Here is a 12,863-nt window from a genome sequence, read left to right on the forward strand (position 1 = left end):
TACATATTAAAAAAAACTTTATATCATTATTATTTATAAAACCAAAGCATTATAGTATTATAATACAAAGGATGGTAAAAAAATGAGAAAATTTAACACAAAAGAAATATATGATAATATTGACTACCTAAATTTGTTTTCTAAACAGTATCAAAACCCTTCTCATGTAAGAGCAAGAATAATAGAGCTAAACTCTTCTCTTAATCTTCCAAAGGGAACGGAACACTTCATTACCGATATACACGGAGAAAACGAAGCATTTGAACATGTACTTAGGAACTGTTCAGGAAGTATAAAAAGAAAAGTTAAAGAAACCATAGGAAGTATAGCCAGCGAAGATGAAATAAGAACAATTACAACTCTTATTTATTACCCGCATAAAAAATTAAAACTTCTTCACGAAGAAAACAAGACCCATAAAATCTGGTATAAACAAACTTTAAAATATCTTATTGAAATTCTTTCTACCGTATCGGCAAAAGCAACAAAAGAACAAATAAGAAATGTTTTAGATAAAAATTATGTAAATATCATAGAAGAACTTTTGTATGTAAACAATAAAGACGAAAAGAGAACATTATACTTTGAAAATATTTTAGACACAATAATAGATACAAAAGCAAGCGATGACTTCATAATAAAAATATGCAGAGCCATAAGAAAAATAAACCTTGACCATCTTCATATTATAGGAGATATATATGACAGAGGTAAAGGTGCACATAAGGCGATGGATATTATAACAAATCACCACAGCGTTGATATTCAGTGGGGCAACCATGATATAGTATGGATGGGTGCAAATTACGGAGATGAAGCCTGCATAGCAAACGTAATAAGAATATGTTTAAGATACGGAAACATCGAAACCTTAAGGGATGGTTATGGAATAGGCATTTTAATGTTATCTCTATTCGCTCAAGAAACTTATAAAAACTCAACAAAAGAAGATTTAAAAAACTTTCTTCCAAGGCTAAGCGATGAAAATCCCGATATAGATGAAATAATTCTTGCAAAAATGCAAAAGGCAATAGCCGTTATACAATTCAAACTCGAAAGCCAAGTAATAAAAAATCACCCTGAATATAATATGGATAACAGGGATTTACTTTCAAAATGTGATTTTGAAAAAGGAACAATCCTAATAGACGAAAAGGAATATGAACTTAACACAAAAGATTTTCCTACAATAGATAAAAATAACCCTGCAAAACTTACGGAAGAAGAAGAAAAAATAATAAAATCTTTAAAACAAAGTTTTATATCAAGTGAAAAACTAAGTGAACATGTAGATACTTTATTTACAAAGGGAAGCATTTATCTTGTTTATAATAATAATCTTCTTTTCCACGGATGCATACCTCTAAACGAAGACGGAACTTTTAAAGAAGTAAAAGTTTGTGAAGAATATTATAAAGGAAAAGAACTGTTAGATAAAATGGAACTTCATTTAAGAAGTATTGCAAATAGCGAGCAAAGCGACAAATCATACTTCTGGTATTTATGGTGCTCTCCAAACTCTCCTCTTTTTGGGAAAAGCAAAATGGCAACCTTTGAAAGGTATTTTATAGATGATAAGGAAACTCACAAAGAAAAATATCTTGCATATTTTACAAAAGCAGCAAATAAAGAAGTTGCAAGAGAAATACTTGCAGAGTTTTCCCTTAATGATGAAAATGCAAAAATAATAAACGGTCATGTTCCTATTAAATTAAAAGATGGTCAAAGCCCTATAAAAGCAGACGGGAAACTTCTTTTAATTGATGGAGGATACTCAAAAGCATATAGAAGCGTAACGGGTATTGCAGGTTTTACATTAACTTACAATTCATACGGAATGAATTTAATAGCCCATCACCCTTTTGAAAATATTGATTATGCGGTAAAAAATGAAATAGATATAAAAAGTGAACAAAGGTTTTTATATGACAACAATAAAAGAATTCTTGTAAAAGATACGGATAAAGCAAAGGAAATAAACAAAGAAATATATTATCTTGAAATGCTTCTAAGTGCATATTTAAAGGGTATAATAAAATCACAATAAAACAGTTGTTTTTACAACTGTTTTATTTATTATGAGCAAAATCATTGTTATAAAAATATTTTACTACTCCAAGAGCTATATAATTAGAAAGCTGCTTTTGATATTCTTCATCATTAAGAAGCTTTTCTTCGTTTGCTTCACTCATAAATCCACATTCTATAAGTACACTTGGTATATTATCGTTTTTTAATATATATAAATCATCATGAGGCTCTATATTTCTTTCTTTTGAATATTTTGATGTATTATCCAATTGTTCTTTTATTCTTTTTGCAAGAAGTTCACTTTTTTCATGGTCTTTTAAGTATAAAACTCCCGCACCTCTGCTGTTATCAGTATGAGAGTTCATATGTATGCTTATTAATATATCGCAGTTTGATTCTTTTATTATTTCTCTTCTTATTTTCATATCATCTTTTTTTCTCCAAACAAGACTTCCGTCTTCATAAAGCCCGTTTTCACTATCTCTGGTTAAAACAACATTTGCTCCCATACTCATAAGAATATCTTTTAATTTTAAAGTTACGTCAAGATTAAGGTCATCTTCATTTTTTATATTTCCCACTTTCCCCGGGTCTTTTCCCCCATGCCCTGCATCTATACAAATGGTTTTACCTTCCAATATATAAAGTGAATTATCAACATAAGAAGCCGTAACAAGAAGGTAGCAGCATATTCCAAACATAAAAGCTATTAATATAACAGCAAAAAGAGCAATATATACATATTTTTTCATAAACTTCCTCCTTAGTCATATATATTTATTCTTTATTTTTAATATGAATACATAAATAATTTTTGTTCAAAATAATTTTTTAGTTTAATAAAAAAATTCTTTTAATTTTATAATAAAAATATTTTATTTTGTTGACAGCAAAAAAAGGCTATGATATACTAAATAAGCATGTATCCGCACTGAAAAAGGTAAAAAGAAGTTGATTTTCACACCTTAGACGGCGAGACAGGATAGTGGAGGTAGAAAGATATGTATGCAATTATTAAAACTGGCGGTAAACAATACCGTGTTCAAAAAGGTGACGTTATAAACGTTGAAAAAATTGTTCCAAAAAGAAAAAATCAAAAGAAAGTAACTTTTGATGAAGTATTAATGGTAAATGAAGATTCAAATATTCTTGTTGGAACTCCTGTAGTAGAAGGCTACAAAGTAGAAGGAAAAATCCTTGAACAAGGAAAAAGCGAAAAAGTTATTGTATATAAATACAAAGCTAAAAAAGACTACAGAAGAAAACAAGGACATCGTCAACCATACACAAAAGTTGAAATTACAGGTTTAGTAAAAGCTGAAGAAAAAGCTGAATAATGATTAATATCGACATTAATATTAAATCGAATTTTATAAAACAAATTGAACTTAAGGGACATGCAGGAAGCGGTGAAAAAGGTTATGACTTGATTTGTTGCAGTGTATCAACCTTGTTAATAGCTTTAATAAACGGATTAAGCGAATATATAAAAGCTGATATTGATGTTAAAGTTAAAGAAGGTTATTCTCTTGTTAAAATAAATGAAACAAATCAAGAAAAGAAAATAAAAACTGATGTTTTGACAAAGACATTTTTACTATCTGTAGAAAGTCTTAGCGAAGAAAACCCTGAGTTTGTAAAAGTAAATATCATGGAGGAATAAAATGATTAAATTTAATTTAGATAACTTACAACTATTCGCTCACAAAAAAGGGATGGGTAGTACAAAGAATGGTAGAGATAGTGAATCAAAAAGACTTGGAACAAAAAAAGGCGACGGCCAATATGTATTAGCAGGTAACATTTTAGTAAGACAAAGAGGAACTAGAATTTATCCTGGAGTAAACGTTGGAATCGGCGGAGACGATACATTATTTGCTAAAGCTGACGGAGTTGTTAAATTCGAAAGAAAAGGCAAAACAAGAAAACAAGTTAGTGTTTATCCAAAAGCTCAATAGAATAATTTAATTAATAAACTCCATACTAAAAGGTGTGGAGTTTAATTTTTTTATAGAGGAATAAATTATGTTTGTAGATAAAGTAAAAATTAATGTTAAAAGCGGAAAAGGCGGAGACGGTGCTGTAGCTTTCAGAAGAGAAAAATACGTTCCAAACGGCGGTCCTTCAGGCGGAGACGGAGGAAAAGGCGGAGACGTTATTTTTGTTGCTAATAATGCCTTAAATACACTTGAAGCATTTAGATACAAAAGAAAGTTCGCAGCTCAAGCAGGTGAAAACGGAAGCAGAAGCAACATGAGCGGTAAAGACGGCAGCGACATTAGAATTGAAGTTCCCGTAGGTACAGTTATTTTTGACAGTGAAACCGGTCAGCTTATTTGTGATATGGTAGAAAACCACCAAGAAGTTACGGTTTTAAAAGGAGGCAGAGGAGGAAGAGGTAATCAGCATTTTGCAACTTCAACCAGACAATCTCCTAAATTTGCAAAACCGGGAGACGAAGCAGAAGAAAAAGAGCTTATATTAGAGCTTAAAACAATTGCCGATGTTGGTTTAATAGGTTTCCCTAATGTAGGAAAATCTACAATACTTTCAATGGTAACAAATGCAACTCCCAAAATTGCAAATTATCACTTTACAACTCTTTCACCAAATCTTGGAATAGTAAAATATAAAAACAGCGAAGAATTCGTTCTTGCTGATATTCCGGGACTTATCGAAGGAGCAAGTGATGGACAAGGACTTGGTCACCAATTCTTAAGACACGTTGAAAGAACAAGACTTCTTGTTCATGTTCTTGACGCATCATCAATAGAAGGAAGAGACCCTAAAAAAGATTTTGATATAATTAACAACGAACTTTCCCTATACTCTGAGAAATTAAAGGAAAGACCTCAAATTGTAGTTCTTAACAAAACAGATTTAATTAATCCTGACGAAAAAGAAGAAAAAATAAATGAACTTACAAAATACTTTGAAGATAAAGGATATAAGGTATTTAATTCCAGTGCGGCAATGAATGACGGTCTTGATAAAATAATGGATTGTATAGTTGAATTACTGCCTGAAACACCAAAAACACCTTTATTCTTTACAACCGAAGAAAAAGTAATCTACGCACCAAAAGCAGAAAAAGAATACGAAATTGAAGTTGAAGATAACGTATATTATGTTGAAGGAAAAATGATGAGACGTCTTATAAAATCCGTAAACCTTGAAGATTATGAATCAAGTATGTATTTCCAAAGAGTTCTTAAAAACAAAGGAATCTTTGAAGAAATGGAAAAAATGGGTATTAAAGACGGCGATATAGTAAACATAGAAGGTTTTGAATTTGAATATTATAAATAGGAAGTAAAAAATGAACAGCAAAGAAAGAAGTTATTTAAGAAAAGAAGCCAGTAAAATGCAGCCTATAATTCACATAGGCAAAGACGGAATGAGCGACAATATAGTAACTCAAGTAAAAGACGCATTAAAAGCCAGAGAACTTATAAAGGGAAAAATCCAACAAAATTCACTTGAAGATGTAAGAGAAGTAGCTAATTATTTAGCAGATAAAACAAACAGTCAAGTTGTTACAACAATAGGAAATACTTTTATACTTTATAAAAGAAATCCTGACAAAAATAAATATGAGGTATTATAATTAATGAAAGTCGGGTTTTTAGGAGGAAGCTTTAACCCGATACATAACGGGCATATAAAGCTCGCTCTATCGGCAAAGAAAGAATTTTCTCTTGATAAAGTATTATTTATACCAACAAACATCAATCCAATAAAAGAAAATAAAAGCAAAGTTTCAACAATGCAAAGACTTAAAATGGTTGAACTTGCAATAGAAGAATACCCTTTTTTTGAAATAGATACTTATGAAATAGACAAAAAAGGGGTAAGTTACACAATTGATACGGTATCTTATTTAAAAGATAAATACAATGACTTATTTTTTATAGGCGGAGCTGATTTAGTGTTTGAAATACACAAATGGAAAGATTATGAAACTCTTTTAAAAGAAGTAAATTTCATAATAGCCAACAGACCACCTTATAAAAAAGAAGAGCTTAAAGAAAAAACAGATCTTTTAAATAAAGAATACAATGCAAAAATAACCCTTTTAGAAAACTTTAACCTTATAGATTTATCTTCCAGTGAAATAAGAAAGAATATTTTAAAAAATAACTCTTTAAAAATTCCTAAAAAAGTGGCACAATATATAATAGAGAATAATTTATATTATAACGATTAGAGGAAGAGTAACATGAAAGAATACACAAACATCAAACACGAATTAAAGAAAATGCTAAAAGAAGACAGATATATTCACACCCTTGCAACACAAAGAGAAGCAGTAAAACTTGCTAAAAACTATGGATATGATACAGAAAAGGCTTCCCTTGCGGCTCTTCTTCATGACTGTGCGAAAAATATGGATCCTGATGCAATGATTGATATCTTAAAAAAACAATATTTTAAAATAGATGAAATCGAAAGAGTAAATACCGCATTGTTACATGGAAAAGCAGGAAGAATAGTTGCAAAATTCAAGTTTAACATAACGGATGAAGATGTATTAAGTGCCATAGAATATCATACAACGGGAAAAGAAAACATGACTATGCTTCAAAAAATAGTTTTTCTTGCCGATGTTATAGAAGAAACAAGAACATATGAAGGCGTTGAAGAAGTAAGAGAAATGGCATATCAAAATATTGACAAAGCCATTGTAATGAGCCTTAACAGAACAATTCTTTCAATTCTAAAAAGCGGGAAATTACTTCATCCAAATACAGTAAATGCAAGAAATTATCTTGTAATGGAAAAAGAAATAAAAAATAAATAAAATTACCTTTTTTAAAGGTAATTTTTTTATTTCTACATAAAGTATAGTGTATAATATACATAAATAAAAACAGAGGGTAAAAAATGAACAAAGAAGTAATAAATGAATTTGTGTATGATGAAAATGCAATAAACGAAGTAATGGCTTTTTGGTGTAAAAAAGAATTTAAGAAACTTTATATTTCATCTTTTATTTTACTTATTATAGGCACAGCATATTTTATTGCCTTTAAAAATTCACTTGGCGTTGTTGCAGTACTACTATCTATAGTAAGTTTTCTTTCAGGTAAATTTGCCATGAGAAAAAATATTAAAGCAGAAAAAGAAAGGGCTTTACTTTTAAATAAAGAAGAGTACCCTATATTTAACATCACCATAAACGATAAAATAACTATGAAATCTGACAAAACAGAAAGATCTGTTCCATTTGAAAGCGTTAAAGGCTTTGATGAAACAGATAACTTTATTGTTGTATTTTTACAAGGTAAAATGACAATACCTTTAAAAAAGGATAGCTTTATAAAGGGAAGTGCAGATGAATGCATTGAAATTCTAAATTCAAATATAATAAAAAAATAAAGCCGTAAAAGGCTTTATTTTTTTAACTCAACCATAATGTCAGTCAATAGATCTATGTTTTCTTTTTTAAATACTATATCTTTATTTGTGTGTATTTTATCAAGATAATATCCAAGTATTTTATTCTTCTTAAGCCCTGCAATACCAATAGCATTTTTAAACACCATTTGATCTGAAGGATAAAATGTATTTTTGCTGTTTTCTAAAAGTATTTCTTTATTATATTTATGCTTTACTCTTTCTATGATATTCTGCATTTTTTTATAAATATCACTATGCATAGTCAATTCCTTTGTAACAAAAAGCATATTATCTCCATCACTTACACAATCAAAATTTATAATAACTTTATTATCTATAATATCTTTATGTTTATTTTTAAATTTGAATGCACCTACGAGTCCTATTTCTTCGTTATCGAAAAACACAAAAGCAGACTTATTTATTTCTTCACTGCTAAGTTTATCCATTATATTAAGTAAAGTTACAACTCCTGAAGTATTGTCATTTACAGTATGTTTGTTTTTAAAACCGAACATCATTAAATATAAATCTAATATAATAATTAAAATATAACCTATATTCCCGATAATCTCACTTTTAGTAAATAATATTAAAGTAAATTTTACCGCTAAAGCAGGCAATACAAGAAAAAATCCTAAAAGGATTGAATAAATAGCATATATAAATAGATTCTTCGGAGTAATAAAATTAGGGAAAATCATTCTTGCACACGTATCATAATGAGCGGTAAATACTGTATCCGCTTCATTTATATCACCCACTACAATATTTCTTGTCTTAAAGAAATCATTATATTCTTCAATATCATATTTAATATTGTTATTATTAAAATATTCAGTTAATAATTCTATAAATCTGCTTTTATCTTTATATGATTTTCTTACTTGATATTTATCCAGTATAGTTTTTATTAAACTGTTCATAATTGCCTCTTTAATTTAATATTTATTTTAATATACCATAATTTTCAAATAAAATATATAAATTAATTAAGGAGGATAAATGGAATTTTTTAACGAATATGTACCTTACAGTAAAGATATACTTAACAAAAATGAAAAAGAGAAAGAAAATGTATCCCTTAAGCCTAATGAAAAAACCATAGAAGATGTGAGCATGGTTGCAATAATGGCTATAACATCAATGACAAATATGGTGCAAATGGTATCAAAAGCGATTATTGATAAAATAAATGAATAAAATCTTATTGAAATTTAAAAATAAATGATATAATAAATAAGCTATTTTATACTTAAGGAGAAAGAAATGTACTTAATAGTGGGACTTGGCAATATAGGAAACGAATATAATCTTACAAGACACAATATAGGATTTGAAACAATAGATTATTTAAGTGAAGAATACGATATAAAAATAAACAAAACAAAATTCAAGGCAGATTTTGGCAAAGGTAAAATTGCAGGAGAAGATGTATTTTTGGTAAAACCGAGAACTTATATGAATTTAAGCGGTGAAAGCGTAAAACTGTTTAAAGATTATTTTAAAATTCCTGAAGAAAATATTTTTATAATTTATGATGATATAGAACTTCCAAAAGGAAAACTTAGAATAAGAAAAAACGGCGGAGCAGGAACCCATAACGGAATGAAATCAATAATAAAAGAAATTGCTACAAAAAACTTCCCAAGATTTCGCCTTGGAGTTGGAAGCCCTGAACATGGTGATCTTGTAAATTATGTTCTTGGAAGATTTAGCGAAGAAGAACTTCCTATAATAAGAGAACTTGTAAAAACTACGTCAAAAGCAATCTATACTGCCCTTGACAAAGATCTTGACAAAGCAATGAATATGTATAACAAAAAGTAAAAGAGGAATATATCTTCTTTTACTTTTTTTATAAATTATTAAATTTATATAAATAAAATGACATGATTATATTTAATCCTATCTTTTGTGATATAATGTTTATATAAATCGGCTTAATTCAATTTTAAAATTTACACAGAGGTAATTTAAAAATGAAAGAACAATTATTTTCAATTAATTCATCTGATGAGAAACTTCAACTTTCATGTTATATAAAAGCACCAGAAGAAAATGCAAAAGCAGTTATTCAAATTGCTCATGGTATGGCAGAACATAAAGAAAGATATTATCCTTTTATGGAATATCTTGCAAATAACGGTATTGCATGCATAATAAATGACCACAGAGGACACGGTGAAAGTGTTGAAACAAAAGAGGATCTGGGGTATTTTTATGATGAAACAGGTGAAATGATAGTCGAAGATATGTATGCCGTAACAAAAAAAATGAAAGAAGAATATCCGAACATCCCATATTTTATTTTTGCTCACAGTATGGGTACTTTGGCTGCAAGAAATTATATACAAAAATACGATGATGAAATTGACGGGCTTATTTTATGCGGAGCTCCTTTTGAAAATAAAGCCGCAGGTCTTGGAATAAAGATAGTTGATTATCTTGAAAAATTAAAAGGAAAACATCATAGAAGCAACTTACTAAATATGGTTGTTTTTGGCTCATTTAACGATAAATTTGAAGAAAATATAAAAAACAAATGGTTAAACAGCGATGTTAAAGAAGTTCAAAAATACAATAAGGACCCTCTTTGCGGATATGTTTTTACATTAAACGGATTTAGAAATTTGTTTAAATTAATCGAAAATGCCTTTAAAAAAGAAAAATATGAAGTAAAAAACAAAAATCTGCCAATTTTATTTATTGCAGGCGAAGACGACCCAGTTATAGGTGAGGAAGATGATTTCCATAACAGCATGGATTTTTTAAAGGAAGCAGGATATAAAGATATAAAACATATTTTATATTTTGGTATGCGTCATGAAATTTTAAACGAAAAAAACAAACAGGAAGTGTACAAAGATATTTTAGAATTTATTGAAAAAAATATGGTAAAATAAATTTACAAATATATTAAATCATGATATTATATGAACTGTTAGTGCTACTATGGCTCAGGAGGTAGAGCACTTCCTTGGTAAGGAAGAGGTCACGGGTTCAAGTCCCGTTAGTAGCTCCACCTTTAAAATTTAAGTGCATTAAAATGCACTTTTTTTATTTCTCTTTTATTATGTCTATGTCATATATATTATCAAATAAAATTCTATCATTTGTTATATATAAACATCTTGAAACAGTATCTATTTTACTTACCTTTCCCGTTTTTTCGATATATTCTCCTTTAAAATAATATATAATCTTAACAATATCATTTCTTTTTAACTGTCTTAATTTGTAATCAAGCACTTCTTCATATTCTCTTGAAAATTCCTTTTTTTCCACTTTAACTTTTTCTTTTATTCTAAGTGCCTCATCATATCCTTTTAATGCTTTAAAAGGCATAAACTGCTTTGCTCTATCTTCTCTTTTCATCTTTATTCTATTTTGACTCTCCACTTCTATGCCCTCCGATTTGCATATTTCTCTCCCTTGCCGTAGCACCTTCTTTTAAGCTCATTCCTTTTAAAAGAGAGTTTTTTCCATATTTATCTTTTATATTTATAATTGTTTTTTGAAGAACTTCTTCCTTTTTATTTTCTTCTATATTATCAAACAAATTATACTGATAAATATCATTATTGGTAACATTGTTAAATGTTATATAAAACCTATGAATTAACGCATCTTTTAAGACAATTTCATCATATAACTTTGATACATAAGAACTTATTGTTTTTGAAGAGTTGGTTAAAGTGGGTATGGTTATTGTTCCATGTGAATATTTTTTAAAGTATTTTTTGTTATATCTAACATGAAGAGTAATACAGCTGCAAACAAGATTTTTTCTTGTAAGGTCAAGACATAAAGAATCCACCATTTCCATTACTATAATTTTTCCTGTTTTAACATCGCAGTCTTTTCCAAGGACTTGTCCGTTTCCTACTGATGTAGCTTTAGGTTTATATTTCTTTATATCTTGCATTGTAACGCTTTCTCTTCCCCATGCATGATCAATCAAAAGCTCTGCATCTATACCAAATATTTTATAAAGCATATTTTCATCTGTCTTAGCCAAATCTTTCATGGTTTTAACCCCTATTTTTTCAAGTCTGTTTGCAATACCTCTTCCAACTCTCCAAAAATCCGTTATTGGCCTATGCTCCCATAACATTCTTCTATACATTTTTTCGTTTAAAACGCCTATGTTATCATCTGTTCTTTTAGCCATAATATCAAGAGCTACTTTAGCTAAATATAAATTACTTCCAATCCCGCAGGCAGAACTTATACCGGTAGTATCATAAATATCTTTCATAATTTCTTTTGCAAGCTCTTTTGCATTCATTTTATACATATATAAATAATCACTTACATCCATAAAAACTTCATCAATACTATAAACATGTATATCATCTTTTGAAATATACTTTAAATATATTCCGTAAATATCCGCAGAAACGTCTATATACAATTTCATTTGCGGAGGAGCTATTATATAATTTATGTGTTTTGGTATTTCAAATAATCTGCATCTTCCGGGAACGCCCAGCTTTTTCATTGCCGGAGATACCGCAAGACAAATTGTTTTTTGACTTCTCTTAGGGTCTGCAACCACTAAATTTGTAGTCATTGGATCAAGCCCCCGCTGTCTGCATTCCACCGATGCATAGAAGGATTTTAAATCTATGCACATATATATTCTGTTACTTTTCATAACATCACCTATCAAACATTTATTTGAAACATATGTTCTAATAAATTATATTACTTTTTTATATTTTATTCAATACGAAAATTTTTCCATTAATTATATTTTTTTATTTAAAAAGAATTTAATTTGTGATAATATTTGCTATACAAAATATATAAGGAGAAAACAATGAAAACTATTATCGTTATATTACTTATTGCTCTTTTATTATTTATAAGTTTTAAATTTCTTACTACAAAAGAAGAACCTACATCAAACTATAATAAAATTACTGTAGATGAAGCAAAAGAAATGATGGAAAAAGAAGATGTAATCATAATTGACGTAAGAACAGAAGATGAATATAATACATCTCATATTAAAAACGCTGTATTAATTCCAAACGAAACCATAGGAAATGAAAAATTAAAAGAGGTTAGTAACTTAAATCAAAAAATAATCGTATACTGTAGAAGTGCTGCAAGAAGTAAAAAAGCCGCAATGAAACTTATAAACATAGGATACAAAAACGTATATGATATGGGCGGAATTATGAACTGGACATATGAAACAGTGACAGAATAAATAAAAAGAGGAATAATTATGGAAACAGGAAACACAACGACTATTGTTAAAAAAACCGTAAAGTCAGGTATTTCATTCGGAAGTGCCCTTGCAATGGTTATAAGTTATACAACTTGGCATTCTATATTCTGGGCGATAATACATGGACTTTTAGGATGGATATATGTAATTTATTTTATAATAGTGCATTAAAAAAACACCACTTAAGCGG

At 28.8% G+C, this 12,863-nt stretch carries 18 protein-coding genes and 1 tRNA gene; 15 read left to right on the forward strand and 4 right to left on the reverse strand.

From position 1 onward, the window contains the following. Window positions 1-82: 82 nt before the first annotated feature. Window positions 83-2,047, forward strand: coding sequence for a fructose-1,6-bisphosphatase (locus M6G78_RS03425; protein ID WP_253229609.1), 1,965 nt, complete (start codon window positions 83-85; stop codon window positions 2,045-2,047). Between the two features lie 22 nt (window positions 2,048-2,069). On the opposite strand, the gene M6G78_RS03430 is transcribed toward M6G78_RS03425, so the two are convergent. Then, window positions 2,070-2,783 (reverse strand): N-acetylmuramoyl-L-alanine amidase, encoded by a 714-nt coding sequence (locus M6G78_RS03430; protein WP_253229610.1) that lies wholly within the window; start codon window positions 2,781-2,783, stop codon window positions 2,070-2,072. Window positions 2,784-3,032: 249 nt separating this feature from the next. Here M6G78_RS03430 and rplU point away from each other — a divergent pair, with 249 nt between their 5' ends. The 8 genes from rplU to M6G78_RS03470 all read left to right on the forward strand — a co-directional run bounded on the left by rplU (window position 3,033) and on the right by M6G78_RS03470 (window position 7,410). Continuing rightward, window positions 3,033-3,368, forward strand: coding sequence for a 50S ribosomal protein L21 (rplU, locus tag M6G78_RS03435; protein WP_138267937.1), 336 nt, complete (start codon window positions 3,033-3,035; stop codon window positions 3,366-3,368). After that, on the forward strand, window positions 3,368-3,694 hold the full coding sequence (locus M6G78_RS03440) for a ribosomal-processing cysteine protease Prp (protein WP_253229611.1): 327 nt from the start codon (window positions 3,368-3,370) through the stop codon (window positions 3,692-3,694). Before rplU ends, M6G78_RS03440 begins: the two co-directional genes overlap by 1 nt. 1 nt (window position 3,695) lies before the next feature. Then, a complete protein-coding gene (gene rpmA / locus M6G78_RS03445) occupies window positions 3,696-3,989 on the forward strand; it encodes a 50S ribosomal protein L27 (protein WP_138267935.1) in 294 nt (97 codons plus the stop codon). Window positions 3,990-4,056: 67 nt separating this feature from the next. Further along, window positions 4,057-5,340, forward strand: a complete 1,284-nt coding sequence (gene obgE / locus M6G78_RS03450; protein WP_138267934.1) for a GTPase ObgE — start codon at window positions 4,057-4,059, stop codon at window positions 5,338-5,340. Window positions 5,341-5,350: 10 nt separating this feature from the next. Further along, window positions 5,351-5,638, forward strand: coding sequence for a ribosome assembly RNA-binding protein YhbY (yhbY, locus tag M6G78_RS03455; RefSeq protein WP_138267933.1), 288 nt, complete (start codon window positions 5,351-5,353; stop codon window positions 5,636-5,638). A gap of 3 nt (window positions 5,639-5,641) precedes the next feature. Then, window positions 5,642-6,238, forward strand: a complete 597-nt coding sequence (nadD, locus tag M6G78_RS03460) for a nicotinate (nicotinamide) nucleotide adenylyltransferase (RefSeq protein ID WP_253229612.1) — start codon at window positions 5,642-5,644, stop codon at window positions 6,236-6,238. 12 nt (window positions 6,239-6,250) lie between these two features. Further along, window positions 6,251-6,832 (forward strand): bis(5'-nucleosyl)-tetraphosphatase (symmetrical) YqeK, encoded by a 582-nt coding sequence (gene yqeK, locus M6G78_RS03465; protein ID WP_138267931.1) that lies wholly within the window; start codon window positions 6,251-6,253, stop codon window positions 6,830-6,832. Window positions 6,833-6,915: 83 nt separating this feature from the next. After that, complete coding sequence (locus tag M6G78_RS03470; RefSeq protein WP_138267930.1) at window positions 6,916-7,410, forward strand: YcxB family protein; 495 nt, start codon at window positions 6,916-6,918, stop codon at window positions 7,408-7,410. Between the two features lie 14 nt (window positions 7,411-7,424). Here the strand turns inward: M6G78_RS03470 and M6G78_RS03475 are convergent, their stop codons facing one another. After that, complete coding sequence (locus M6G78_RS03475) at window positions 7,425-8,357, reverse strand: M28 family peptidase (protein ID WP_253229613.1); 933 nt, start codon at window positions 8,355-8,357, stop codon at window positions 7,425-7,427. Window positions 8,358-8,436: 79 nt separating this feature from the next. On the opposite strand from M6G78_RS03475, the gene M6G78_RS03480 reads away from it, so the two are divergent. The 4 genes from M6G78_RS03480 to M6G78_RS03495 all read left to right on the forward strand — a co-directional run bounded on the left by M6G78_RS03480 (window position 8,437) and on the right by M6G78_RS03495 (window position 10,456). After that, on the forward strand, window positions 8,437-8,634 hold the full coding sequence (locus M6G78_RS03480; protein WP_253229614.1) for a hypothetical protein: 198 nt from the start codon (window positions 8,437-8,439) through the stop codon (window positions 8,632-8,634). 66 nt (window positions 8,635-8,700) lie between these two features. After that, window positions 8,701-9,261, forward strand: coding sequence for an aminoacyl-tRNA hydrolase (gene pth, locus M6G78_RS03485; RefSeq protein WP_138267927.1), 561 nt, complete (start codon window positions 8,701-8,703; stop codon window positions 9,259-9,261). Between the two features lie 152 nt (window positions 9,262-9,413). Then, complete coding sequence (locus tag M6G78_RS03490) at window positions 9,414-10,337, forward strand: alpha/beta fold hydrolase (protein ID WP_253229615.1); 924 nt, start codon at window positions 9,414-9,416, stop codon at window positions 10,335-10,337. A gap of 43 nt (window positions 10,338-10,380) precedes the next feature. Beyond that, window positions 10,381-10,456: transfer RNA gene (locus tag M6G78_RS03495), tRNA-Thr, on the forward strand. 35 nt (window positions 10,457-10,491) lie between these two features. Here the strand turns inward: M6G78_RS03495 and M6G78_RS03500 are convergent. Beyond that, entirely contained in the window at window positions 10,492-10,833 is a 342-nt protein-coding gene (locus M6G78_RS03500) for a YolD-like family protein (RefSeq protein WP_243112186.1), read from the reverse strand. Next, window positions 10,817-12,091: a DNA repair protein gene (locus M6G78_RS03505; protein WP_253229616.1), complete on the reverse strand. Its 1,275-nt coding sequence runs from the start codon at window positions 12,089-12,091 to the stop codon at window positions 10,817-10,819. Before M6G78_RS03505 ends, M6G78_RS03500 begins: the two co-directional genes overlap by 17 nt. Window positions 12,092-12,256: 165 nt before the next feature. Between M6G78_RS03505 and M6G78_RS03510 the strand changes: the two genes are divergently transcribed. Continuing rightward, on the forward strand, window positions 12,257-12,652 hold the full coding sequence (locus tag M6G78_RS03510; RefSeq protein WP_253229617.1) for a rhodanese-like domain-containing protein: 396 nt from the start codon (window positions 12,257-12,259) through the stop codon (window positions 12,650-12,652). A gap of 18 nt (window positions 12,653-12,670) precedes the next feature. Next, complete coding sequence (locus tag M6G78_RS03515) at window positions 12,671-12,844, forward strand: hypothetical protein (RefSeq protein ID WP_171020540.1); 174 nt, start codon at window positions 12,671-12,673, stop codon at window positions 12,842-12,844. Window positions 12,845-12,863 lie beyond the last annotated feature (19 nt).

This window comes from Anaerofustis sp. NSJ-163, from assembly GCF_024135845.1.
Classification (GTDB): domain Bacteria; phylum Bacillota; class Clostridia; order Eubacteriales; family Anaerofustaceae; genus Anaerofustis; species Anaerofustis butyriciformans.

What these genes read in the sequence shown, in the direction of transcription:
- M6G78_RS03475 (WP_253229613.1), bottom strand. Translation starts at nt 8,357, where the DNA reads ATGAACAGTTTAATAAAAACTATACTGGATAAATATCAAGTAAGAAAA.
- M6G78_RS03480 (WP_253229614.1), top strand. Translation starts at nt 8,437, where the DNA reads ATGGAATTTTTTAACGAATATGTACCTTACAGTAAAGATATACTTAAC.
- pth (WP_138267927.1), top strand. Translation starts at nt 8,701, where the DNA reads ATGTACTTAATAGTGGGACTTGGCAATATAGGAAACGAATATAATCTT.
- M6G78_RS03490 (WP_253229615.1), top strand. Translation starts at nt 9,414, where the DNA reads ATGAAAGAACAATTATTTTCAATTAATTCATCTGATGAGAAACTTCAA.
- yhbY (WP_138267933.1), top strand. Translation starts at nt 5,351, where the DNA reads ATGAACAGCAAAGAAAGAAGTTATTTAAGAAAAGAAGCCAGTAAAATG.
- obgE (WP_138267934.1), top strand. Translation starts at nt 4,057, where the DNA reads ATGTTTGTAGATAAAGTAAAAATTAATGTTAAAAGCGGAAAAGGCGGA.
- M6G78_RS03515 (WP_171020540.1), top strand. Translation starts at nt 12,671, where the DNA reads ATGGAAACAGGAAACACAACGACTATTGTTAAAAAAACCGTAAAGTCA.
- yqeK (WP_138267931.1), top strand. Translation starts at nt 6,251, where the DNA reads ATGAAAGAATACACAAACATCAAACACGAATTAAAGAAAATGCTAAAA.
- M6G78_RS03510 (WP_253229617.1), top strand. Translation starts at nt 12,257, where the DNA reads ATGAAAACTATTATCGTTATATTACTTATTGCTCTTTTATTATTTATA.
- nadD (WP_253229612.1), top strand. Translation starts at nt 5,642, where the DNA reads ATGAAAGTCGGGTTTTTAGGAGGAAGCTTTAACCCGATACATAACGGG.
- rpmA (WP_138267935.1), top strand. Translation starts at nt 3,696, where the DNA reads ATGATTAAATTTAATTTAGATAACTTACAACTATTCGCTCACAAAAAA.
- M6G78_RS03505 (WP_253229616.1), bottom strand. Translation starts at nt 12,091, where the DNA reads ATGAAAAGTAACAGAATATATATGTGCATAGATTTAAAATCCTTCTAT.
- rplU (WP_138267937.1), top strand. Translation starts at nt 3,033, where the DNA reads ATGTATGCAATTATTAAAACTGGCGGTAAACAATACCGTGTTCAAAAA.
- M6G78_RS03470 (WP_138267930.1), top strand. Translation starts at nt 6,916, where the DNA reads ATGAACAAAGAAGTAATAAATGAATTTGTGTATGATGAAAATGCAATA.
- M6G78_RS03430 (WP_253229610.1), bottom strand. Translation starts at nt 2,783, where the DNA reads ATGAAAAAATATGTATATATTGCTCTTTTTGCTGTTATATTAATAGCT.
- M6G78_RS03425 (WP_253229609.1), top strand. Translation starts at nt 83, where the DNA reads ATGAGAAAATTTAACACAAAAGAAATATATGATAATATTGACTACCTA.
- M6G78_RS03440 (WP_253229611.1), top strand. Translation starts at nt 3,368, where the DNA reads ATGATTAATATCGACATTAATATTAAATCGAATTTTATAAAACAAATT.